The 23,238-nt window shown below is 67.8% G+C and carries 23 protein-coding genes; 6 read left to right on the plus strand and 17 right to left on the minus strand.

Annotated features, from left to right (window positions below; translation table 11 throughout):
- The first annotated feature begins 2 nt into the window (after positions 1–2).
- Complete coding sequence (locus tag ACIA8C_RS13705; RefSeq protein ID WP_396990633.1) at positions 3–164, plus strand: hypothetical protein; 162 nt, start codon at positions 3–5, stop codon at positions 162–164.
- On the opposite strand, the gene ACIA8C_RS13710 is transcribed toward ACIA8C_RS13705, so the two are convergent.
- On the minus strand, positions 157–1,233 hold the full coding sequence (locus ACIA8C_RS13710) for a P1 family peptidase (protein WP_397134340.1): 1,077 nt from the start codon (positions 1,231–1,233) through the stop codon (positions 157–159). The two genes, ACIA8C_RS13705 and ACIA8C_RS13710, sit on opposite strands and share 8 nt — an antisense overlap.
- A gap of 117 nt (positions 1,234–1,350) precedes the next feature.
- Here ACIA8C_RS13710 and ACIA8C_RS13715 point away from each other — a divergent pair, with 117 nt between their 5' ends.
- Positions 1,351–2,862 (plus strand): FAD-dependent oxidoreductase, encoded by a 1,512-nt coding sequence (locus tag ACIA8C_RS13715; RefSeq protein ID WP_397134342.1) that lies wholly within the window; start codon positions 1,351–1,353, stop codon positions 2,860–2,862.
- 32 nt (positions 2,863–2,894) lie between these two features.
- On the opposite strand, the gene ACIA8C_RS13720 is transcribed toward ACIA8C_RS13715, so the two are convergent.
- Positions 2,895–3,419, minus strand: coding sequence for an AAA family ATPase (locus ACIA8C_RS13720; RefSeq protein WP_397134344.1), 525 nt, complete (start codon positions 3,417–3,419; stop codon positions 2,895–2,897).
- A 98-nt stretch (positions 3,420–3,517) separates the two neighbouring features.
- Between ACIA8C_RS13720 and ACIA8C_RS13725 the strand changes: the two genes are divergently transcribed.
- The gene (locus tag ACIA8C_RS13725; protein ID WP_397134346.1) at positions 3,518–3,907 is read left to right on the plus strand and encodes a VOC family protein; all 390 of its coding nucleotides are present in this window, start codon (positions 3,518–3,520) and stop codon (positions 3,905–3,907) included.
- 35 nt (positions 3,908–3,942) lie between these two features.
- A complete protein-coding gene (locus ACIA8C_RS13730) occupies positions 3,943–4,551 on the plus strand; it encodes an HAD family hydrolase (protein ID WP_397134348.1) in 609 nt (202 codons plus the stop codon).
- Positions 4,552–4,618: 67 nt separating this feature from the next.
- Here the strand turns inward: ACIA8C_RS13730 and ACIA8C_RS13735 are convergent, their stop codons facing one another.
- From ACIA8C_RS13735 to ACIA8C_RS13745, 3 genes are all read right to left on the minus strand, one after another.
- Positions 4,619–4,828: a hypothetical protein gene (locus tag ACIA8C_RS13735; RefSeq protein ID WP_397134350.1), complete on the minus strand. Its 210-nt coding sequence runs from the start codon at positions 4,826–4,828 to the stop codon at positions 4,619–4,621.
- 42 nt (positions 4,829–4,870) lie between these two features.
- A complete protein-coding gene (locus tag ACIA8C_RS13740) occupies positions 4,871–6,049 on the minus strand; it encodes a hydroxylase (protein WP_397134352.1) in 1,179 nt (392 codons plus the stop codon).
- Between the two features lie 163 nt (positions 6,050–6,212).
- Positions 6,213–6,500 (minus strand): muconolactone Delta-isomerase family protein, encoded by a 288-nt coding sequence (locus tag ACIA8C_RS13745; RefSeq protein WP_397134354.1) that lies wholly within the window; start codon positions 6,498–6,500, stop codon positions 6,213–6,215.
- 236 nt (positions 6,501–6,736) lie between these two features.
- Here ACIA8C_RS13745 and ACIA8C_RS13750 point away from each other — a divergent pair, with 236 nt between their 5' ends.
- The gene (locus tag ACIA8C_RS13750; RefSeq protein ID WP_397134356.1) at positions 6,737–7,198 is read left to right on the plus strand and encodes an NUDIX domain-containing protein; all 462 of its coding nucleotides are present in this window, start codon (positions 6,737–6,739) and stop codon (positions 7,196–7,198) included.
- An 80-nt stretch (positions 7,199–7,278) separates the two neighbouring features.
- On the opposite strand, the gene ACIA8C_RS13755 is transcribed toward ACIA8C_RS13750, so the two are convergent.
- The 11 genes from ACIA8C_RS13755 to ACIA8C_RS13805 all read right to left on the minus strand — a co-directional run bounded on the left by ACIA8C_RS13755 (position 7,279) and on the right by ACIA8C_RS13805 (position 21,514).
- The gene (locus tag ACIA8C_RS13755) at positions 7,279–9,180 is read right to left on the minus strand and encodes a CocE/NonD family hydrolase (RefSeq protein WP_397134358.1); all 1,902 of its coding nucleotides are present in this window, start codon (positions 9,178–9,180) and stop codon (positions 7,279–7,281) included.
- Between the two features lie 18 nt (positions 9,181–9,198).
- Positions 9,199–10,062, minus strand: coding sequence for an SDR family oxidoreductase (locus tag ACIA8C_RS13760; protein WP_397134360.1), 864 nt, complete (start codon positions 10,060–10,062; stop codon positions 9,199–9,201).
- Positions 10,063–10,141: 79 nt separating this feature from the next.
- Entirely contained in the window at positions 10,142–10,810 is a 669-nt protein-coding gene (locus ACIA8C_RS13765; RefSeq protein ID WP_397134362.1) for an FHA domain-containing protein, read from the minus strand.
- Positions 10,810–12,096 (minus strand): VWA domain-containing protein, encoded by a 1,287-nt coding sequence (locus tag ACIA8C_RS13770; RefSeq protein ID WP_397134364.1) that lies wholly within the window; start codon positions 12,094–12,096, stop codon positions 10,810–10,812. Before ACIA8C_RS13770 ends, ACIA8C_RS13765 begins: the two co-directional genes overlap by 1 nt.
- Complete coding sequence (locus ACIA8C_RS13775) at positions 12,093–13,121, minus strand: protein phosphatase 2C domain-containing protein (protein ID WP_397134366.1); 1,029 nt, start codon at positions 13,119–13,121, stop codon at positions 12,093–12,095. The genes ACIA8C_RS13770 and ACIA8C_RS13775 overlap by 4 nt, the downstream gene beginning before the upstream one ends.
- A complete protein-coding gene (locus ACIA8C_RS13780; RefSeq protein ID WP_397134368.1) occupies positions 13,118–15,514 on the minus strand; it encodes a tetratricopeptide repeat protein in 2,397 nt (798 codons plus the stop codon). Before ACIA8C_RS13780 ends, ACIA8C_RS13775 begins: the two co-directional genes overlap by 4 nt.
- A complete protein-coding gene (locus ACIA8C_RS13785; protein ID WP_397134370.1) occupies positions 15,511–16,695 on the minus strand; it encodes a hypothetical protein in 1,185 nt (394 codons plus the stop codon). Before ACIA8C_RS13785 ends, ACIA8C_RS13780 begins: the two co-directional genes overlap by 4 nt.
- The gene (locus ACIA8C_RS13790; RefSeq protein ID WP_397134372.1) at positions 16,692–17,657 is read right to left on the minus strand and encodes a glutamate ABC transporter substrate-binding protein; all 966 of its coding nucleotides are present in this window, start codon (positions 17,655–17,657) and stop codon (positions 16,692–16,694) included. The genes ACIA8C_RS13785 and ACIA8C_RS13790 overlap by 4 nt, the downstream gene beginning before the upstream one ends.
- Entirely contained in the window at positions 17,654–18,901 is a 1,248-nt protein-coding gene (locus tag ACIA8C_RS13795; RefSeq protein WP_397134374.1) for a hypothetical protein, read from the minus strand. Before ACIA8C_RS13795 ends, ACIA8C_RS13790 begins: the two co-directional genes overlap by 4 nt.
- Before the next feature lie 103 nt (positions 18,902–19,004).
- On the minus strand, positions 19,005–20,423 hold the full coding sequence (locus ACIA8C_RS13800; protein WP_397134376.1) for an MFS transporter: 1,419 nt from the start codon (positions 20,421–20,423) through the stop codon (positions 19,005–19,007).
- 89 nt (positions 20,424–20,512) lie between these two features.
- Entirely contained in the window at positions 20,513–21,514 is a 1,002-nt protein-coding gene (locus ACIA8C_RS13805) for an AraC family transcriptional regulator (RefSeq protein ID WP_397134378.1), read from the minus strand.
- A gap of 228 nt (positions 21,515–21,742) precedes the next feature.
- Between ACIA8C_RS13805 and ACIA8C_RS13810 the strand changes: the two genes are divergently transcribed.
- Positions 21,743–22,510, plus strand: a complete 768-nt coding sequence (locus ACIA8C_RS13810; protein WP_397134380.1) for a TetR/AcrR family transcriptional regulator — start codon at positions 21,743–21,745, stop codon at positions 22,508–22,510.
- Between the two features lie 29 nt (positions 22,511–22,539).
- Here the strand turns inward: ACIA8C_RS13810 and ACIA8C_RS13815 are convergent, their stop codons facing one another.
- Complete coding sequence (locus tag ACIA8C_RS13815) at positions 22,540–23,187, minus strand: pentapeptide repeat-containing protein (RefSeq protein ID WP_397134382.1); 648 nt, start codon at positions 23,185–23,187, stop codon at positions 22,540–22,542.
- Between the last annotated feature and the right edge of the window lie 51 nt (positions 23,188–23,238).

A 23,238-nucleotide genomic window follows, 5' to 3' on the forward strand; every position in this document is an offset into this window, starting at 1 on the left:
TCGTGGAACTCCTTGTTCTGCAACACAATCGGATGCGTGAGCTACTCGACGACCTGCAGTCGACGGCGGGACCCGACCGCAGGGAGTCGTTCGAGGAGCTGGCGCGCTGGCTCGCCGTGCACGAGGCCACCGAGGCGGAATTGATGGCGGACACCGTCAACTAGCGGTGAGCAGCCGCAGCACCTGATCCACCGGCAGCGCCGGTGAGCGATGACCGCAGCGGCCGATCATCGTCTCACCGGCGAACAGCACGTTGACCACGGCTTCCTCGACGACCTGCACGACCGCGTCGTAGAACGGGTTGAGCTGACCCCATGGGATGAATGTCAGTTGTTCGTAAGGGGTTTCGGCGTTCGGGAAGGTGCTGGTCAGCGCGCCCTCGTTGGCGGTGGAGAAGGCGAGGAAGATGTCGCCGGAGAAGTGCGAGCCGCTGGTTCCGGTGCGGGCCAAGCCGAGTGGCACCCGGCGGGTCAACGCGGTCAGCTGACCGGGCAGCAGCGGCGCGTCCGTCGCGATGACGACGATGACCGAGCCGGCGCCCGACGGCGGACTCCACTCCTCCAGCGGATTGTCCTCGGCCAGTAGCGGACCGAGCGGGACGCCGCGGATCGTCAGTTCTTTGCGAGAGCCGAAATTCGCCTGCACGAACGCGCCGACCGTATAGGTGTCCCTGCCGTAACCGACTCGGCGAGAAGCGGTTCCGCTGCCGCCCTTGAAGCCGTAACAGTTCATGCCGGTGCCGCCGCCGACGCTGCCCTCGGCGATCGGGCCGCCCGCCGCGGCATCGATCGCGGCCACCGCGTCGGCGGAGGTGACATGGGTGCCGTTGATGTCGTTGAGATAGCCGTCCCAGGTCTCGGCGACTACCGGAAGTGACCAGTCGTCGGGCAATTCGGGAAACGCGCCGATCAGCCAGTCGATGATCCCGCGATGGCAGGTGCCGACCGCATGGGTGTTGGTGATCAGGATCGGCAATGCCAGCGAACCCGTTTCGGTGAGCCAGGTGGTTCCGGTCATCTCACCGTTGCCGTTGAGCGAATACCAGCCTGCCGCACAGGGAGTGAATACCCGATCGCGGCCGCGCGGCAGGATCGCCGTCACGCCGGTGCGCACGTCCTCGCCCCGGATAAGGGTGGTGTAGCCGACTTCGACACCGGGAACGTCGGTAATCGCGTTCAATTCGCCCGTGGCCCCAGGGAATTGCAGCCCATACTCCCTTGCGCGCACATTCATGGGATGATCTTAGGCAAGGAAACGGTCTTCCGCTCGGAAACTTCTACGGTTCAGATACTCGATTTCCGTACAACAACCGGCGGGTTTGCCGATCCGCACACTGGCTATGCCGTGGTTATGACGTCACTTTGGTTGAACGACGCAGAGGTCCCGGCACGTCTGCGATTAACGCCAGGATCGCGCTTCGACACCGTCGTGATCGGCGGCGGCCTCACCGGCCTGAGCACCGCGCTGCTGTTGGCGCAGAACGGCGTCGAGGTGGCGGTGGTCGAAGGCCGACGGGTCGGCGCGGGCACCACCGGCGCCACCACCGGAAAGATCAGCCTGCTGCAGGGAACTCGGGCCCAGCAGATTCGCCGGCGACATACCGCGGGCACGGTGCGCGACTATGTCGAGGCGAATCGTGCTGGGCAGCAATGGTTGTTGCGGTTCTGTGCGGAACACGGGGTGCCGGTGCAGCATGCCGCCGCGTTCACCTATGCGCAGTCGGAGGCCGAAATCGGCAAGGTGCGTGCGGAATTCGAGGCGACGAAGGAGGCGGGGCTGTCGACCGAGCTGGTGGCCAAGTCAGACATGCCGTTCCCGTCGTACGGCGCGGTGCGGCTCGACGATCAGGCTCAGGTCGATCCGATGGCCGTGCTGGCCGCGCTCGCCGCCGAGGTAGAATCGCATGCCGCGCCGATCTATGAGTCGACGATGGTGCACGGGGTGCGCGCTGGGGTGAACGGAGACCTCACGGTGGAGACCGAGCATGGTGATCTCGGTGCGGGGACCGTCGTGTTGGCCACGGGCACACCGATACTCGATCGCGGCGGCTTCTTCGCACGACTGACGGCGCAGCGCTCCTACCTTGCGGCCTTCCGCGTCGACGAGCCGTTTCCGCGGGATATGTACCTCAGTGCGGGACAACCCACTCGCTCACTGCGTTACGCGCCGACGCCGGACGGCGACGTGCTGCTCGTCGGCGGGAACGGGCACGTCGTCGGACGCACCAGGTCGGAACGCGAGCAGGCCGACGAGCTGCTGCGATGGACGCAAACCTGGTTTCCCACAGCGGAACTCATGCAGCAGTGGTCGGCTCAGGACTATTCGCCGGTCGGCGAACTGCCCTATGTCGGTCCGCTGCTGCCTGGACAGGACAAAATTCTGGTCGGCACGGGTTACGCGAAATGGGGCCTTACCAACGGTGTTGCCGCAGCCTTGGCGCTGGCCGGGCGCATCACCGGTAAGCCGCCGAGTTGGAGCGGCGCGCTGGCCAGTTGGCGGCCGGGCGAACTCAAGGCGCTGCCGTCGGCCACCCGCACGAATACCGCGGTGGCCCAGCAACTCACGGCCGGATGGTTGCGCATGGCCACCCACACCTCCGAACAGCCGCCCGCGGAAGGGTGTGGCACAGTCGAACGACACGGTGTGCGCCCCACCGCTACCTGCACGGTCAACGGCACCACCACCGAACTGTCTGCCGTGTGCCCGCATCTCTACGGCATCGTCCGCTGGAACGACGCCGAACGCTCGTGGGATTGCCCGCTGCACGGTTCCCGCTTCGCGCCCGACGGCACGCTGCTCGAAGGGCCTGCCACCAAACCACTCACCCCGCTGAGCCCGCCGCGGACGCACGACCTGGCTTAGCGAATTCCCGCCGCTGAACCGCGCGCGGGTCGCTACGTCAGCGGCTGCGCGCGGGCCAATATTTCATCGACCGTCTGCTGAACGGTGAGATACGAAGTGTCCAGCCACAGTCCGATCCGCGGCGTGCTCTGCCACAGCGCCGCGTCCAGCTCCGCGACGCTGAACGCCCCATAGGCATGCTTGCCCCGCCCCGCCTCCCGCGCGGCGACAATGTCCGGCCGCGGCGCGAGCACCACCACGAACAGCGGTCGCGTCTCGATCTGATCGATGGTGTACTGCAACAACTCGCCGAGCACCGTGTCCTGCACGACCGCCGTAAACCCCTCCGCCGCATAGGCATCGGCGGCCTGCGCGGCCAGCCGATGTCGCAGGCACAGCTGCCGCAGCGCCTCCTGCGACGGCTCCTGACTCATCTCCTCCCTGCCCCCGACGACAAACCGCCGAAACGTATCGCCCCGCACATGCGCCGACCGAGGCAACCGCTCGGCCAGCGCCTGCGCCACCGTCGACTTCCCAGCCGCCTGAATGCCGGAGATGAGGTAGACCGAAGGTGTCATGGCGATCATGATTGCACTAGCGGCAACCAAGTGCCCGCCGACATCCAAAACGGCCGCCGTTCCCCCGAATACGCGCGACTATCCCTAATATGGCGACGATGCGGACCAATTGGCGGATCGAAGCACGCATACCCACCCAGGACCTGGCGCGAGCGCGGCGCTGGTACGCCGAGAAGCTCGGCCTCGAACCGGCCGAGGAACGCGACGGCGGACTCCGCTACGAGGGGGCGTCGGGCGTCTTCTGCCTGTTCACCTCCGCCGGTGCGTCCGACGGCTCGTTCACCCAAATGGGTTTCTACGTAGACGATATCGAGTCCACCGTCGCCGACCTGCGTAGCCGCGGTGTGGTCTTCGAGGAGTACGCCGGTGCCGTGAACGGCATCATGGACATCGAGGGCAACTATCCCAGCAAGGGCCGCGGCGAGCGCGCCGCCTGGTTCCGCGACAGCGAGGGCAACATGCTCGGCATCGCCGAAGTGATCCAATAGTTAGGTCGGCCACTCGGCCTCTACAGTGGAGCGGTATGGGGGTACGCGCGGTACTTTTCGACATCGGCGGGGTCCTCGAAGTCACGCCGCCCCTGACCTTTCTCGCCGATTGGCTGCGTCGACTCGGGTTGTCGGCCAATGAGATCGGGCCGTCGTTGTTCGACATCTGGGCGGCCGGCGAGCTCGGCAGGGTCACCGAAGCACAGGTGAGCGAGGCGATCCGGATCGGTCTGGTCATCGATCAGACGGTCGCCGACGCGGTAATCGCCGACATGTGGACACAGTATCTCGGGATCGCCAACACAGAACTGATCGAGTATCTCGGCGGGTTACGTCCGCGGTACCGAACCGGTCTGGTGAGCAACAGCTTCGTCGGCGCACGCGAACGCGAAAGAGCCGCCTACGGTTTCGAGCACCTCGTCGACGACATCGTTTACTCCCACGAGGTCGGCATGGCCAAACCCGACCCACGGATCTACCTCCTAGCGTGCGCGCGCCTGGACGTCGCCCCTTGCGAGACCGTTTTCGTAGACGACGCGGAGGTAGCGGTGGCCGGGGCCGAGTCCGTGGGGATCACCGCAATCCGCCACCTGAGCAATGCGTCAACAACCTCGGCGCTGGACACGTTGCTATCGAAGCGATAATCACTCGGCTGCGTGCATCGACGGTCCGAACGTTGAGGCTCGGGGTGAACCGAGTTCAATCGGAGTGTTACGGGCCTGCTTCGGGCAGCCGGTTGTACACCTGCAGTAAATCGTCGGGTGGGCATCTGCGAGTCAGATCGAGGTATACATCACCCCATGGAGTGGGGATGATCAGGTGCTCGAACTGGTCGAGTTCGGTGTCGCAATATCGTTGCAGCAGAACGAAGAACTGGCGAATCTCTGCTTCTGTCATGGATGGGCCAGAGGTGTCTGCCATGTCGGAAGTCTAGGTCCGGGTGAGCGCGTGCCGTGCGATCGATCAGATCATCGAGCGGTGGATTCCCTGTGGCTCACCGCCGAGTTGGGTCAGTGCCGAGGAATGGAAGATCGAGCCCGGGACGTGGATGGCGTGGGACAGTCCCGCGTGTGCGTCGCGCCAGAACCGTTGCAGCGGCGTCTTCATTTGCAGCGCGCCGCCGCCCGAGCGGGCGAAGATTTCGTCGACGGCGCGGACTACCCGCCATGCGGCGGCGGTTTGGGTGCGGCGACCGATCGCGCGCATTTCGAAGGTGACGTCGTGTCCTCGCTCGACCATGTCCCAGAACCGGTCCACCGTTTCGAGGATCGCGGCCCGCGACGCCGCGATCTCGGCGGCAGCGTCACCGATCGCGTACAGCACGTACGGATCTTCTTTGATCGCGACGCCGGTGATCGCCACTCGCGATTTTTGCGCGGCGATGTGACATGCCAACGCGCCCTCGGCAATTCCGATCAGCGACGAGGTGATGCCGAGCGGGAAGATGCACGAGAACGGGAAGTTGTAGAGCGTCTCGGTGCGCCCCGCGTCCTTCGGCGCGGTGCCGTCGAACACCTTCGCGGCGTCGATGGTGCGGTACGCCGGAACGAACGCGTCCTTGACGATCAGATCCTTGCTCCCGGTGCCGCGCAGCCCGACGACGTCCCAGCTTTCCTGATCGATCTCATAGTCGCTGCGCGGCACCAACACATGCATCGTCTGCGGTGGCATCAACCGCTTCCCCCGCTCGTCGCCGACGGCCGCGCCGATCATCACCCACTGGCAATGATCCGTGCCGGACGAGAACGACCAGCGCCCACTGAGCAGATACCCGCCGTCCACCGGCCGCGCGACCCCCATCGGCGCGTACGGCGACGCCATCCACGTATCCGGATCCCGCCCCCACACCTCGTCCTGCGCCTTGGTGTCGAAAAACGCCAGCTCCCACGGATGCACGCCAACGATCCCGGTAACCCACCCGGCGGCACCGTCCATCGCCCCGATCGCCATCGTGGTCTCCGCGAACTCCCGCGGATGCACCTCGAGCCCCCCATACTGCTTCGGCTGCAACATCCGGATCGCTCCGCTGGCCCGCAGCCGATCCGCCGTCCCCTCCGCCAACCGCATCAGCTTGTCCCCCTCAGCACCAGCCGCCCGGATCTCCTCCGCATGCTGCTCGACCCGATCCAAAACGTGTCCCATGATGTACCCCATCCACAGTGATAATCCGCGATCTCCAAACTAGAACACGTTCCAGTATGCGTGCAGCAAAACGCCCATCACGACTGGCATACGGACGGAGTCACAGAGTCTGCACACCTTCCGCAGGGGCCTGGCGGAAGGCGTGGGGGGTCTGTGGGATCGGTTAGCGGCCCGGGTCGTTGGGGTGGGGTTGCAGGGGGGTGATGGTGAAGGTCATCCAGGCTCGTAGGGGGAGGGAGTCGAGGATGTTGGTGCGGAGGTCGGCTTCGTCGGTGGCGCGCCAGAGGCCGATGCTGCGGAGTTCGCCTACGGGACGCCAGAGGCGGCCCAGGTTGCCGGTGGCGGCTAGCTCTTTGGCTCGGACCGCTTCGGCGGCGCGGCGGGCGTCGACGTCGGCCGGGTCGGCGTCGTCGGGGATGGTGGTGGCGATTTCGACGAGGAATTCCTGCATGCCTTGCTCCGTTCGGTGGTCGTGCTCGGTCCGGTCATCGGGGGCATCGTTGCGGCGCGAAGGAGAGCGTTGCGTTAATCGTGCGCCCGCGTCCGATGTGTCCACAACATCCGATTGGCGTGAAAATCCCCCGACGGCCGGGACGACGTACCGGTCTTTGGTGGCTACGATCGAGCCGATATCGCGGTCCTGGCCTTGCGCGGCGGCCGTTTGCCCGAATCTGATCAGGAGACCAGTTGACGTTCCGCAGTGTGGTCGGTGTGCAGCTGTTGATGAGCCGGGGCGAACGTGTGTTGCTTGCGCGCCGGCGGAACACCAGTTTCGGGGACGGGGAGTGGAATGCACCCGGCGGCAGGCTCGATGACGGGGAGGATGTGCTCACCGCGGTCATTCGCGAGGCCGAGGAAGAGATCGGGGTGCGGGTCGATCGCGAGGACGTGCGGATGGTGGCGTCGATGCACATCCAATCGCCGCCGGGACAGGCGCTGATCGTGTTCATCTTCCATACCGACACCTGGTCCGGCGAACCGCGCAACCTCGAACCCGACCGCTGTTCGGACCTGCGCTGGTTCGCCTTCGACGACATCCCGGAAGAGACGATTCTCAGCACCCGCGCCGGCATCGACATGTTCCGGCGCAACCAGCATTTCGGGCTGTACGGCTGGCCAGAGCACGCGTCGCTCGGCGCCAAGAACTGACAGCTCAGAGCAGGGTTCCACCGCCGGCGTCGAGGTAGGACCAGGTGATCCAGCGGGAGTCGTCGCAGGCACGCCTACGACTAGCCCTGGTCGGCACGCCCCGTCCGCAAGGTGAGGTAGCTCGGCTGGTCGGGGTCGAGGACGATGGTCTGGCCGGTCATCTCGCGCTGCTTCCACGGTGGAATCAGATGACGCGGAAAGCTGGTGCGGCTCACCGCTACTCGCAATCGGTGACCGGCGCGCAGCACCGCCTCGGTGGGGTTTATTTCGATGTCGATGACGAACGGCTCACCGGGGATCACCGGGAGCACGGATTCGGCGGTGAGGGTGTGCAGGGGGAACAGCAGCTCACCGTCGACGTAGTCACTACCCGCGGTATCGATCGCCCGCAGACTGGACAGCAACGCACCGCGGGTGAGCGGCACGGAGGCACCGCCGGGCTCCACATCGCACACCGTCACCGACCAGAACGCGTCCGTCCCTTCGGCTTCCACGTTCAGGTGCAGGTTCATCGGGCCGGACACCACGATGTCTTCGGCAAAGGGCTCGGTGGTGAACGTGACCGCCCCGGCCTCCGCATGCCGGTCATCGGTACCGAACCGACGACCGAAGAGCAGGGTCACCCCCATGCTCATCACCCCGGTGTTGTTGGAAGCCATCCGGATTCGCCCAGTGGGCAACGGTAGTCGGGACTCGATCTCGCTGGCCTCGGCTGACAACCCGGCGTCGGTCCCGGCATGCGGTGCGGCACCGGTGATTTCGGAGTTCAGGTAGAGCCGTTGCAGCGTGGCCGCCGGATCCGGGAACTCATTGTGCCGCAACCACTGTCCGTCGCCTTGCCGGCGGACGGTGATCGGACCGTAGCGGTCGATGCCGTTGTCGATGTCCTTGACCCACCGATCGAACCAGGCGCATTGCAGCTCGTCGATCGCCTGCGGGCTGTCCGGAGCGCCGAGACCCGACCCGACGGTGAGGTGGTAGGAATCATCGACCAGCACCTGTTTCGCGCCGCCGGACAACGGGATTCGATCGAACATCCGGAAGTTGGAGCGGTTGTAGACATCGTGCCACCCGCCGTGAATCCAGGTCGGCGCGGTGATGTCCTCGAAGCGCGCCAGCTTGCTCGCCCACATCGGGTTGAGGAAGCTGTCGGGATGGTTCTCGGTGAGCCCGATCTCGATCGCGTGCCGCACCCAGCCCGCCGGGTCGGCGATCCGATCGCGCAGGAACTGCCTGGTGATCCCGGCGCGCAGCAGACCGGGCACCGACGGTAACCATTTGGAGCCGGTGACGGCCAGGATCCACAGCAGCATCCCCGGCGTCGGCACCCCGCCGGTCAGGCCGAGTTCGCGCATCGGGTCCTCGCCCGCCTCGATGGCGAACACGGCGCGCAAGCCCGCCGGCCGCAGGCCGGCGGTGATCAGCGCGGAGATCGCCCCGTAGGACACCCCGGTCACCGCGAAATCGCCGTTGCACCAAGGCTGTTCGCGCACCCACGCGATCGCCTCCAGATAGTCCTGCTGCTCGCGCGACTGGAAGAAATCCCAACTCCCGGTGGCGGTTCCGGTGCCGCGCACGTCGATCATCAGCCCGACGTAGCCGCGGCGCACCGCGGTGCGGTTGATCACGAACGGTTCCAGGATCCCGCCCGCGGGCGTGTGCAGCACGTCGCGCGCGGTGAACCGTCGCCGATCCGAGGAGCCGACCCGCGCGGCCAGCCCGCGCAACGTGTGGTGCCAGCGCATGCCCTGACGGCTGAACATCTTGTTGTACGGGGTGAAATTGATGATCGCGGGCAACGGTTCGCGGGCGGGCCCGGCTCCGTCCCCGGGGCGCAGGATGTCGGCGGTCAGGATCGCGCCATCGGACATCGCGATGGGAACGGTGGTGGCGCCGAACAACTTCGGGTACCGGACCGGCCCGATATCGAATCGATGATGCGGCGACACCGTCGCCGCGGTGGTGGTCAGCGGCTGGGCCATGGTGGGGTCCTCTCGGCGTCAGCGCACGGTGGTCGTCGTGGCCGGTTGATCGATATAGCGGCTCATCGCCCAGTTCAGGCCGCGCATGGCGAGGTGGTAGGACGGCGGGAAATACCGTTGCGCCCAGTGCCCGATGCGAATGTCGTTGGAGGTGTAGACCAGATAGGTATCGCGCTCGACCCCACGCACGATCGAGCGCGCCGCGGCCTCCGGCGTCACCGCGCCCTTCAGGAACAGTGCCAGCGCGCGCTGCACGACGTCGGCGTTGCGATCGATGCCCGCGATGTCGACCCGGTCGACCATCGGCGTCGCCATCGCGCCGGGACACACGAGGCTGACCCCGATCCGGTGCCTGCGCAGATCGAACCGCAGCACCTCCGACACCCCGCGCAGGCCGAATTTGCCCGCGCTGTAGGGCGCGTGCCACGGCAGCCCGAACAGTCCGGCGGCGGAGGACACGTTCACCAGGTGCCCACCGCGGCCCGCCGCGATCATCGGCGGCAGGAATTCCTCGATGACATGGATCGGGCCCATCAGATCGACGTCGATGGTGCGCCGCCACTGCGTGTGGGTCAGCCGGTCGACGGTGCCCCAGGTCGCGATTCCGGCCACGTTCATGATGATGTCGACGCTGTCCACCTCGTCGTGCGCCCTGGCCGCCAACGCGACCACCTGATCATGGTCGCTGACATCCGCGGTCGCCGCGAGGTGCACATTCGCGCCCGCCGCTCGCGCCAGCGTCGCGGTCTGCTGCAGACCCTGCGCATCGATATCGGTCAGGATCAGCGAGGCGCCCTTGGCCGCGACGGCGAGGGCGGTACTGCGGCCGAGACCGCCGGCCGCACCGGTGATCAAGCAGCTCTTGCCGCCGAACGTGGTCATGACTCACGACGATAGGCGCAAATGAACATTGTTGTCTACAAAACGCCCGATGCTGTCCCAGACGCAAAAGGGCTGGCGCTCAAGCGGGTTCACTCTCGGCCGGATCGAGGGCGAACACGATGGTTGTCCAGCCACCGAGATGGATCCGATCGCCGCTGCGCAACGGAACCGGCACCTTCGCGGGGATGAGCTCGTCACTGCCGTTGACGCTGGTGCCGTTCGTCGAGCCGAGATCGGTGACGGTCAACTCCGCGCCGTCGAGGTGGATCATCGCGTGCGCCCGGGACACACCCACGTCGGCGGGCGCGATGCCGAGATCGATATCGGGCGTCAATCCCTGCGAGACGCTGCGCTTACCGATCAGGATGTCGTTGCCACGCAAGATGATTCGACGTTCCGGATAGAATGCGGGAAAACCGACCTGGTCGGCATCGGGGCCCTTGCGGGCGATCACCCGATCGTAGAACGCACGATCCGCGGTGATGGTAGCCACCCAGGCGGCCGAGGGGGCGGACACCGCGCTCGAGGCCTCCGCGATCAGCAGATCGGGCCGGACGACCGGCGTCGGCAACGCCGAATCATGCCCGCACACTTCACAAAAGCGCCCGCTGCTCGGTGCACCGCAGGACGGGCACAGCGCGACCGGTGCCGCGGCAACCGTCGCCTGCGCCGTTCCGATCGGCGCTCCGCACACGTCGCAGTAGTCGGTCGCGCTCGACTGATGCCCCTCGGGACAGGTAATGCCCACTATCCCTCCTTCCGGACCCTGGCGGTCTTGGTCGAGCGAGCGTCCAAGGCCATCTCGTCGGCGGCCGCGACGCTGGCCCGCAATCGCACCGTCCCGTTGCGCTCGTCGACCTCGACCACACCGCGCAGCAGCTTCGCCGTGCTCTCGTTCCCCGACTCCGCCGCGAGCTCGACCGCGCGCCGCAGTTTGGCCGTCGCGGTGTCGGTATCGCCGCTCTTGCGCGCTGCCAGGCCCTCCTGCACCACCTGCGCCAATTCCGCCTGACCGGTGTAATGCGCCACCCGCCTGCTGATTCGGGTCGACAGCTCGGTATCGGTGGTCCACACCGCCTTCACCAGACCCTGCCCGAGCACCTCGTCGCCACTCACCACGCTCACCCGCGCGGCCAGCTTCTCCCGACCTGGCGCGGCGGGTTCCACCTCGACCTGCACGTGATAGTCGCGGTCCTCCGCACCCCACGCGCCGAGCGGGTACTCCCCGACCTGCGCCGCGGACTCCACCCGCCGCCCGGTGAGATCCTCGATGGCCGGGGCGACCTGTTTGACGAACCGCACCTTGGCACCCGCCGGGGTCCAGATCCGCAGCGTCAGTTCCGGAATCGCCTTCGCCATCGAGCCCCGGATCATCGTGGCGAAGTCGTCGGCCAGCTTGGCCGGGTCGGCGACGATGTCGACGGTGCCGTGCAGCGCCGAGGCGATGGTGCGCAATTCGTCGACCCGCCAATCGGTTCCGACGCCGCGACAGTCACAGGTGAACACGCCCTCGGACTGTTTGATCTCCGCGGCGAGCGCGGCGGGCTCCTCGTGCTCGTTCTTGCCGTCGGTGAGCAGGATGGCGTGCACCATGGCGCCGGGATGCTTCTTGGCCAGCTGCCTGGTCAGGCCGAGCCAGGTGCCCATCGCGGTACCGCCGCCGGGCGTCAGCTTGTCGAGTGCGCGCCGCGCGGCCGCGCGGGATTCCCGATTCACCACCATGGACGGCACGTTCGACGGAAAAGCCAACCGCGCCATCGCCGTTCCCTCGATGATCGCGAATTTCGTGCCGTCGGCCATGACATCGAGCGCGGCCAGCGCGGCCTGGCGCGCACCGGGGAACTTGCGGCCGGTGGCCATCGATCCGGAGCAGTCCAGGATGAGGATTTCCAGCCGCTCCTGCGGCGCGGTCGCCACCACCAGATCGGCGGCGGTCTCGACGGTGACCACCGCGTCCACCGTGCCGACGCCGTCGGCCAGATACTCGTTCTGATCGATGGCTACCGAAATGCCATTGCCTGCAACGGAACTCACTGCACTTCTCCTGGCTGTGGAACGGGAACGATCGCGACGGTGATGTTGTCGCTGCCGCCGCAACGCAGCGCGAACTCGACGAGTTCGCGCGCGGCGACGGCGGGGGCGGTCGCGGTGGCCACCTCGGCGAGCGCGGTCGCGTCGGACAGGTAGTTCCAGAGACCGTCGCTGCACAGCAGCAGCACGCCGGGCCCGGTGGTGCGCAGCGTCCGAATGCAGCTGTCCGACCACGGTTTTGCCGGTCCGTCCGCGCCGAGCCAGCGGATCAGGGTGTGCGCCCTCGGGTCGTTCATCGCGGCCTGCTCGTCCATCGCGCCCGCGTCGACCAGGGCCTGCGCCCAGGAGTCGTCCGAGGTGAGCCGCTGCGACGGCGGGTTGCCCGGGTCGTCGGGTGCGTCGGCGTGCAGCCAATACGCCCTGCTGTCGCCGACATTCGCGATGGTGATCTCGGTGCCGTCGGCGTCGGTGCGCACCACGGCCGACACGTAGGTGCACGACGGCGCGTGACCGTCGGCCACCGCGATATCGCGGACCGCCTGTGCCGCCGCCGCGAGGCCCGCCATCGCGGCTTCGGCCGCGGGCAGTCCGTCGAGCAGCGCCGTGCGGCAGGCATCGACACCCGTCCTGGCCGCCGTCCCCGAGGCCACCTGCGGATCTTCCGAGGAGGACACCCCGTCGGCGACCACGATCACCGTCGCGCCGCCCAGACCGTCCAGTACCGCCGCGGCGACGGCATCCTCGTTGCGCGCGTGCGAGATTCCGCGATCGGTGGCCACCGCGACGGCGCCGAGGTCGGCGGCGAATCGGTCAGGTGCCCCGCGCAACTGCCCGCACCCGACGCAGTAACCATCGCCGTCGTACCGCAGCCCACCGCACCCGTCGCAGGCGCCGGGCGGCCCTGGCTCGTTGTTCGGCAACGCGATTCGCTTGCCGCCCAATTCCTGGCCGCAGTTCTCGCAGAAGCGATCCTGCTGGTGCACCTCCGCATCGCAACCGGGACAGTGCAACCCGACCCCGGTACTCATAATCTAGTCCTTGGCCGGACGGTGTTCGCCTGCTCTACCAATGCGAATCGCTCCCACATGTCGTCGGTTTCCCGGGCCAAGTCCCGATAACAACGCTCCAATCCGGTGCGGACACCGTCTTGATCCAGCCTCGCGCCGAGCAGCGGATCGAGTGCGCTGGCGACTCCGCCCGCCCGTAGCCAGTCCAACGCGGCGGTCAGCACTCGCAAACGCACCTGTGCGCCACGGCGTTTGGAATCCAGTCGCAACCGGCCGACCCGCTCGCCCGCGTCGCGCACGATCAGCTCGGTGAACTCGGCCGGTGACCGCCCGTTCAGTTTCGTCTCGACCGCCGCGATCCTGGCCTCGGTGAACAGCGAAGAACCCGCGTCGACCTGATCGAGTGCGGCTACCGCGCCGTCGCGATCGCCGACGGACGCACGCAACCTGGCCAGCCCGAACACCGCGCTGAGATACGTCCGATCGGTGCGCCACACCGTCTCGTAATAGCTAGCGGCCCTGCGCTTCTCCTCTGCGGCCTGGAAGCCTTCGGAATCGGGTGCCGCGGCACCGGACAGCTCAGCGACGGCGGCCAGCGCGAGTTTGGGCGCCCCTTCGCCAGGCAGCGCGGCATACACCGCGTCGAATTCGGCGGCCGCCGCCGGGAAATCGCCGGCGAGCAGCCGACTTTCGCCGCGATACCAGGCGAGTCGCCAATCGCCGGGCAGCGTCGCGGCGACCTCGGCCAGCCGCCGATCCGCCTCGGCGGTATCGCCGGTCTCCAGCGCGGCCCGGATGAGCCGCAACGGAATCTCGGTCGACGCGCTGCGCCCGGTGACGACCGAGCGCAGTCCGGCCTCGAACGCCTGCTCCAGTTCCGCGGGCGTGGTGCCGCTCGTCGTGGCGAGCAACGCGGCCGCGCTGTCGGTCGGATCGACCAGCGGAACAGGCAGGGCGGCAACGATATTCGTCGCATCCACGGGCGCGTCCACGCCGAATACACCACGGGGCGGCCCGAAGTAGGTCGACATCCCCGGCCGCGGCACGCCGTCCTCGGTCGACAGCACCTCGCGCAGCACCCCGGTGAGCTGGTCGGTCATCTCCTCCATCGAGGCGAACCGCACATCCGGGTCGTCGTCGGTGGCCCGCAGCAGGAATCGGTAGAGCGAGTCGTAGGTGACCAGCAGCGGTTCGGTGTCCGGCCCTGGCAGCTCGGCGAAATGGCCACCCCGCTGCGGTACGTCCATGAGCAGCACGGCCAGCGTGCGCCCGACCGTATAGACCTCGGTGGTCACGGTCGGCCCGGTCTCGGCGATCTCGGGTGCCTGGTAGCCGATGGTGCCGTAAATGGGACTGTCCTGGTCGTCCATGGCGATCACCGCGCCCAGGTCGATGAGCTTGAGCTGCTCGTCGGTCTGCATCACGTTGTCGGGCTTGAAGTCACAGTAGGCCAGGCCGAGCGAATGCAGATAGCCGAGCGCGGGCAGCATCTCCAGCACATAGGCGATCGCCTGGGCCGGCGGCAGGAATCCGCCGCCCGCGTCGCGGTGGGCGCGCAGGATCTGCTTGAGCGAGGTGCCGCCGACGTACTCCATCACGATGTAGCCGACCGCGACCCCGTCCGCCCCGGCGTGCTCGACGAAGTTGTGGATCTTGACGATGCTCGGATGCTCCACCTCGGCGAGGAAGCGCTTCTCCGCCACCGCGGCCAGCATCGCGTCGGCGTCGCCCGAGTTGAGCAGGCCCTTCAGCACCACCCAGCGGTCGCTGACATTGCGGTCGATCGCCAGGTAGATCCAGCCGAGCCCACCGTGCGCGAGGCACCCGGCGACCTCGTACTGACCGGCGACCAGATCGCCCTTGGCCAGCTTGGGCGCGAAAGAGAATGGAGTGCCGCAGTTGGCACAGAAACCCGCACTGCGGCCGGGCTTTCCGTCGCGGCCCCGGCCGACCGGCTTCTCGCATTTGCCACAGAACCGCTTGTTCTCCGGCACCTGCGGGTCGGTCATGATCGCGGTGCTCGGATCGATGCGCGGCACGCGGGGCACCTCGACCATGCCCGCACCGAGCCGGCCGCGCCTGCTCGACTTGGACGAGGATCGACCGGTGCGCACCGAACGCGAGCCACTTCGGGCACTGCGGGTGCTGCCGGACACCGTCGCGACGGTCTCCTGGGCGGGCGCGGTGCCGCACACCTCGCAGTAGCCGTCGATAACCGTTCCACCGCAACCGGGTTCGGCGCATTCCCGATGCGCGGACTCGGCCGTGGTCACCTCGGTGCTCGCCGCTGCCGCCTTCTTGGCCTGGGCGGCAGTCGAATGCACGGTCGTCGCCTCGGCAGGCGCGGTCCCGCACACCGCGCAGTAGCCGTCTTCGATGGTGCCCGTGCAGCCGGGTTCGGTGCATGTCGTCACGGTCGCCTCCCCGATTTCTCCGCGATGAGTTGCTGATAGTCGGCGACCGCCCGGGTGACCGCCGCCAGATCACACGGCGTGCGGGCGAGCAGCCCGGTGGCGATCTGATGCGAGGCGAGCAGGTCCCGGTCCTCGCCGACGCCGAGGCGCGCCGCCTTGGCCTGGTAGGCGGCCAGCCTGCCGCGCAGTTCACCGCGACGGTCGAGCAGGCCCTGCGCCAGGTTTTCCGCGGTGGCCGCGGCGGCGGTGGCCGCGTCGATGCGGCGGCCGAGTTCCAGGAGCACCGCCGCCGCACCCGGCTCGGCCGGGACGGCGTCCAGTTGCGCGCGCAGTTCGTCGATATCGTCCGCGGGTATCGGCAGCGGACCGGACAGGATGGTGCGCTCGACTTTCACCCGCGCCTGCGCTGCCCGCTCCCGCGTTTCCCGCAGTGCGTCCAATCGCCCGCGCACACCGGCGAGCGCGGCGGGCCAATCCGCCACGACCGCGGCATGTTCGGCGAGCACGGCCGCCTCCCTGCGCACCGCACCGCTGAGTTCGGCGAGGCGGGCATCGATCTCGGCGGCGGTCAGCGCGAGCGGATCGGTCGCCGAGCGCCGCAGCAGTTCGGCGATGCCCGCGCTGATGGCGCGCAGCTCAGGGGTCGCTCCCCCGGCCTTGTCGAGTTGGTCCTGTAGCGGCGCGAGGCCGGCCATCACGCGGGTGTTCACCTTGTCCACCGCGTCGAGGAATTCGGCGATCACCGGGAAGGTCGCCCGCATGCGATCAAGCGTATCGGCGAGCCCGACGAACAGCACGTATTCGCTCGGACCGGTCAGCGAACGCTCGGCCAGCGGGATCGGCGTGCGCGAGACCTCATGGGGCCTGCCGCGCAGCAACTCGGTCAGCTGCGCGCGCTGGCCGTCGTCCAGCCTGGCGCGGTTGCCGCGCACCGCACGCGCCGAATCCAGGATCGCGCGCATCCGGCCGAAGTCCTCCCACATCAGCGCGAGCGCGTCCCGGACCGGCAGCCAGCGCGCCTCGGTGACCCCGGACGGCGGATAGCTACGTACCAGATTGAGCCCGGGATGTTGGTCGAGCTCGAGCAGGGTGGCCACGATCGAATCGGCTTCGCTTGCGCGCCGGGATATTTCGCGATCGATCTCGATGAGGGTGAGCGGCTCCATGATGGTCTGGCTCATCCCACATACCGCGGCGCGGGCTGGCCCGGCGAGGGGCCGAGTGCGCTCAGTCGGGTCGCGTAGATCCGCTCCCAGGTGCCGTCGGAGCGCATCCGCTCGAGCACGCCGTTGACGAAGCGCACCAGATCGTCGCTGCCCTTCGGCAGGCCGACCGCGTAACCGCCGACACCGATGGGGTCCCCGACCACCTGGAGGTTGCGGTCCTGCTCGACCAGGCCGAACAGAATCGGCGCGTCGCCGCTGATCGCGTCGACCAGCCGCTGCTGCAGCGCGACAAGGCAATCGGTCCAGTTGGTGACGCCGATGACGGTGGGGCGGTTGGCCATCGCGAACAGCGGCGTGGACGCCGTGGTGCCGCGGGCGACGCACACCCGCTTACCCGTCAGGTCGGCGCCGGAGTTGATGCCCGAGTCGCGTTGCGCCAGGATGCGTTGTGCCGCACCGTAATAGACGGAGGAGAAGTCGACTTCCTTGCGTCGTTCGCAGGTCGCCGAGAAGGTGCGCACGATCATGTCGACCTTCTTGTCCCGCAGCGCGGGCAGCCGTTCGGCGGCGGTCACCGAGCGCAGTTCGATCTTGTTCGGGTCGCCGAACAGCGCGTTGGCGATCTCGTGCGCGATGTCGATGTCGAAGCCCTCGAGCTCGCCGGTGCCGGGGTTGCGGAAGCCGAACAGATAGGTGTTCTGATCGACGCCGACCTTCAGCTTGCCGTTGGCGACGATCGCCGCCATCGCCGAACCCTGCGGCATCGCACCGGGTCTCGGCAGCGGGCCGGGCCGCAGGCTTGCCTCCGTGTCACAGGAACTCTCGATCGGCGGCGGCTCGGTGATCTCGCCGGCACCCGCGGGTTCCGGGTTCACCGCCGCCATGGTGTTCGGCGCGGGCAGCTCGCCCGAGCCGCAGCCGGTCAGCGCGGCCGCCGCGGTCACCAGCAGCGCGGCAAGCACCAGGCGTGTGTTCACAGGAACTCCTTCAGCCGCGGCCACACCCCGGCGACCACGGCGGCCGCCGCGACAACCAGCAGGACCAGCGTGCCGGACGGGCTGAGGAGCAACGCCGTGCCCGCCGTCCGCAGACCGTCCCGGAGATCGCGGCGGGCCTGGACCAGGTTGTCGTTCAACGAGCGGTCCAGCGCGGCGAACTGGGTGGCCGACGAGGTTGGCTCGGTGCCGATGGCCTGCGCGACCGCCGCCGGATAGTTCGCCGCCTGATACGCCGCAACCTGTGCCTGGTGCCCGGCCGACCATTTGGTGAGCTCTTGCCCGGCAACGGAATCGGTGCCGAGCCGGTCGCGCAGGTCGGCGGCGTGCTTGTTGTACATGTCCTCACCGGCCGCGATATCGCCGCGGGTGATCAGTTCCAGCGTTTCCTGGGTACGGGCCTGCTGCGCCGCGATGCGCGCCTTCGCCAGCGACTCGAACCGGTTACTCGCGCCGGACGCGCCGGTGTCGAGCGCGTTTGCCGCCACACCCGTCGCGACGACCAGCCACAGCAGCGCGAGCACCGCCGCGGCCGCCGCACCCGCCATGCCGAGGTTGGCCAGCCGGTTGGTGCGGCGCACCAGGATCCACGATCCCACCGCACAGCTGATCAGCACCAGGACGACCAGCGCGACGCTCACGATCGGCGTCGCGGCGATGGCCCGCTGGTCGGTGCGCACCGCGGCGAATCGGTCGGCGGTGAGCCGTTCGGCGTTGGGCAGCAAGGACTTCTGCATCACCTCCGACGCCTCACTCAGATAGGACGAGCCCACCGGGAAACCCTGCCGATTGTTCGCCCGCGCCGTCTCGACCAGGCCGGTATAGGCGGGCAGGTCCGCGGCGACACGGGCCACGATCTGCCTGGTCTGCTCGTCGGACGCGCCCGCGGTGGCCGCCGCGAGCGCGGCGGCGGCGTCGGCCAGTGCTTGCTGGTACCGCTGGCGCGGTGCGGCTGCCTCGTTGCCCGGGGACAGGAACTCGGCGGCCGCAGCGGCGTCGGCGGCCGAAAGCGCCACGTACAACCCCTGTGCGGCGAACGCGAGCGGCTCGGTCCGGTCGAGCGCGACGTCACGACGCGCGCTCTTGTCGCTCATCTGGTTCGCGCAGGCGAAACCGGCGAGCAGGCACAGCAGGACGGAAACGACGACAACAACGGCGATCACCCCCGGCGTCGTTCCGGCGAAGCGTCGCAACCACAGGGTCCCGTTGCGGATGCGAGGTCCCACACCGTCCTCCTAACATCTCCCCGGCCGGTGTATTCGATCGCGATAGTACGGGAGCAGGATTACGTGTGCCGACCGATTGCCCAGGTAGTGGACAATCACGGTTTCAGATGCCGGCGCGAACCAGCTTGGGAGCGGTGCTGATTCGGGCGACGATCAAGGCTGCGGCACACAGGCCGGTGATGGTCAGCCAGCCGAGATGGGCCGGTGGCCGGAAGGCCGCGGCCGAGGTCAGGGCGTCGGGATGGCTGGCGATCAGTGACCCGATCACCGCGACGCCGAGCGACTGGCCGATCTGGCGCGACGTGGTCGCCAGGCTGGCCGCGACCCCGGACTGCGCGGCGGGCAGTCCGGCCACCGCCGTCGCCGTGATGGGCGTGTAGATCAGCCCGATGCCCGCACCGAACATCGCGTAACCGATGAGCAGCAATAGGTTTCCGCTGCCGTCGAAGGTGGCCGTCAGCACCGCCGCCGCGGCGGTGGCCACCACCGCACCGACGCTCAGCGCGGTGCGGGCGCCGCGGCGCGCGACGATCCGGCCCGACATCGGCCCGAACACGAACATGGCGACCGCCATCGGCACCAGCGCGAGCCCGGCCGTCAGCGGCGAGTCCCGCCGAATCTCCTGCAGGTAGAACGTATTCAGGAACAGGAACCCGCCCATCGCGGCGAACGCGAGGATCGCGATCACGAACGCGCCGGTGAACGGGATCGACCGGAACACCCGCAGATCGATCAGCGGGTGCGGGTGCCGCGGCGCGTACCGCAGTATCGCGCCGAGGCAGGCCGCCGACCCGGCGAAGCAGCCGACCGTCAGCGGCGCGAGCCAACCCCGATGCGGCCCTTCGATAATCGCGAATACCAGCAGCCCGAGCAGGCCGATCACCAGCAGCTGCCCCAGCGGATCGAGCGCGTGCGGCCGATCCGACTTCGACTGCGGAACAACAACGAAGGTCAGTGCGAGCGCGATGACCGCGATCGGTACATTGATCCAGAACACCGCCTCCCAGCCGATCGCGTCGACCAGGAATCCGCCGACCACCGGCCCGGCCGCCATGCCGATCCCGATCGACCCGCTCCAGATGCCGATGGCCCTGATCCGCTGCCCCGGTTCGGTGAATACCGCCGAAATGATCGCCATCGCTACCGGAGTGAGCATCGACCCGCCGACCGCCTGCAACACCCGGAACGCGATGAGCCAGCCGACCGAGGACGCGAGACTACATGCCAGCGAACCCACGGCGAATATGGCAAGGCCGATCTGGAAGATGGTCCGGCGACCAATCCGGTCGGCCAGCGAGCCGGACAGCGTCAGCAGACAGGCCAGGGTCAACGTGTAGGCGGCGACCACCCACTGCGCTCCCGCCACCGAACCGTCCAGCCCACGGCCGATCACCGGTAGCGCGACGTTGACCGCGGTGGTGTCCACATTCGTCATCACCACGGCGGTGCAGCAGACGGCCAATACCGTGGCCTGCCGGATCGTCTTCGGGACACTCGGCGCGACAGGGGCGCTGATCGACATGCCAGCATACTTGCAGCATCTGGACCGTCTTCGGCGCCCAACACACCGTGTGGTGCGACTGGTTCCGGTTGGAACTCCGTGTGAACGATCTAATGGGCGCCCGCGGGCACCGGCGCCCTGGTCGGCGCGGGCGATCGGCCGCCATGCAGCCGGAATTCCTGCGGGGGGCACCCTTTCCAGCGCCGGAAGGCGCGAATGAACGACGCGGCTTCCGCGTAACCGAGGCGGGCGGCGACCTGCTCGGTGCTCAGATCGGTATAGGCCAGCAGCTGCTCCGACATCAGCTGCCTGACCTCGTCGAGCAAGCCGCGAAAGGAGGTGTCCTCCTCGTTGAGCCGCCGCGACAGGGTGCGCGGGCTCATGAACAACTCGTTGGCGACCGCGATCTGATCGGGAATGGTGCCGGGGGTGCGGACGAGCAGATCGCGGACCGCGCCCGCGACGCCGGAGCGGGTGCGATGCCGGTCCAGCAGGTCCCGGCAGAACTGCACGCAGGCGCCGCGCGCCCGTTCGCCGGTTGCCGGCACCGGAAGATCGAGGACGCGACCGTCGAATGACACCGCGTCGGTCTCGGCGCCGAAAAGGGGCTCCAGTCCGTATATCTCGCGATACCTGCCGGTGCTCGCGGGAGCCGGGTGCCGGAATTCGACTCGGGTAGCCGGAATTCCGGATTCGAAAACCCCGCTACCGATTGTCTTGATACCGGCGATGATTCGCTCGGCGAGAAAAACACGCAGGTCCGGCGGGCCTTCGGCATCGTCGAACCGCACCCGAGTCACACCGCCGGATTCCTCGGCCAAGAGTCGCCCGGACACCGAGAATCGATCGAGATAGCGCACCATGACATCGACCGCGTCGCCCATTGTGCGGCTGCTGAGCAGCGCGAGCCCCCACGGGCCGGACAGCGGAATATCGGCGCTGCTACCCGCTTCCGCGCCGAGACCTGGTTCGGCGCCGAATCGTTCGAGCAGATTACGCACGGCCAGCAGTTCCTGAGTAGCGGTGCACTCGATATCGTTCGGCGACAACATGGTGCCGGATAGGCAGTCCGCACTGGACATTCCGCGTTCCTCGGCGAGCGTGATCAGCACGCGAACACTGGAAGTGCTACGGCGAAAATTCCGGTCGTACATGTACTCGCATTCCCTCATCGAATTCGCCGCGCCAGACGGCTTGGCGAAATCTATCAATGCCCGGCCGGTCAGTGGGGCAAAACGACCAACTGGTCAGGGTGCGCGCAGCGGTATATCTCTTATACTATAAGTCGCATGCTAATGTTCCGGCCGTTCGAGCAGAAGCGCTGAGGAGGCGAACGCACGATGGTCGACGACACCACGCCGAACGAGCTGGTCCGCCTCTGGCGCCTGCCCGTCGGTCAGCGACTCGGCCGCCCGGCCGGGCTCGACGTCGAACTGGTCGTCCGTACCGCCGTGCGACTGGCCGATCGCGACGGATTGCCGGGGGCCACCTTGCCGAAGATCGCCGAAACCCTCGGCGTCACACCGATGTCGCTCTATCGCCACATCGGATCCAAGGAAGAGTTACTCGTCCTCATGAGCGACGCCGCCACCGGTCCGCCCCCGGCCTTTCCTGCGCCAGTAGCGGATTGGCGCTCAGCACTGCGTGAGTGGGCCGTCAGCCTCTGGTCTGTGCACCGGCAGCGCCCCTGGCTGACCCAATTGCCGATCGCGGGCCCACCCAGCGGGCCCGGCACCATCGGCTGGATGGACGCGGGCTTGCGCGCCCTGCGACCCGCCGGTCTCGATATCGGCGCGAAGGTCGGCGTGGTGATGGTCGTCAGCGGCTACGTCCGCCAGGCCGACCTGCTCGCCCAGCAACTCGAACAGGGCAGGCGCGCAACCGGTCTCGACGAGTCCGAGACCAATCGCCACTACGCCCGGCAGATGGCCCGACTGGTCGATCCGCAACGCTTCCCCGACGCGGCCGCACTCTTCGACTCCGGCCTGTTCGAATCGGCCCCACCACCGTCGACCCCCGACCCCGCCCAGGACGATTTCGAGTTCGGACTCGAGGTCGTGCTCGACGGCGTTGCCGCGACGATCGCCCGCACCGGTTCAGGCGGTTAACCCGCACTCCCGTCGAACCTGGTGCTTAATCAGGAGTTTCGGACCACGATGCCGAGGTGGCGGGCGAAAGCCGGTGCCAGCTCCATCAATTGGCCGCTGTCGATGGTCGCACCGCGGAGCGAGTCCAGGCCGTCGGTGATGTCGAGGGCGCGGGCGCCGCGCAGGTCGACCTTGGTCAGCTTGACCCGGTTCAGCACCATGTTTTCCAGGATCGAGCCGGGGAAGGTCACGTCGGTGAGCGTGGCGTCGCCGAAATCGCAGTCGCGCAAGACACATTCGACGAAGGTGACATCGCGTAGTTGTGCGGTGCGGAAGTTGACGGAGTCGAACTTGCATCCCTCGAAGCGCACCCGGCGCAGGCGGGAACCCGCCAGGTCGACGCCGGACATGGCGCCCGCGATGACTTCGCTGTCGATCCAGCCGGTGTCGGCGAGTTCGGTGCCGATCCAGCGGACGTTGCGCAGCCAGACGTCGGCGAATCTGGTGTGCCGCATGCTGCCCCTGGTGAAGGCCATCGAGGTGAAGGCGGACTCGCTGAACCGGGCGTTCTGCACGTCGACCTCGTCGAGCTCACCGCCGTCCAGATGCACGCAGTCGTAGTCGCCTTCCGGCTCGAGGTCGCCCTCCAGTGCCGCGAGATGGCGCGCGTAGGGCAGGTCTTCGAGCTCGCTGGGCATGCGGGATCCTCCTGGTGACGGTTCGTGGTGCGACAGCGGTCGAGTATTCCG

Source organism: Nocardia sp. NPDC051321, assembly GCF_044455225.1.
In the GTDB taxonomy this organism is placed as follows: Bacteria; Actinomycetota; Actinomycetes; order Mycobacteriales; family Mycobacteriaceae; genus Nocardia.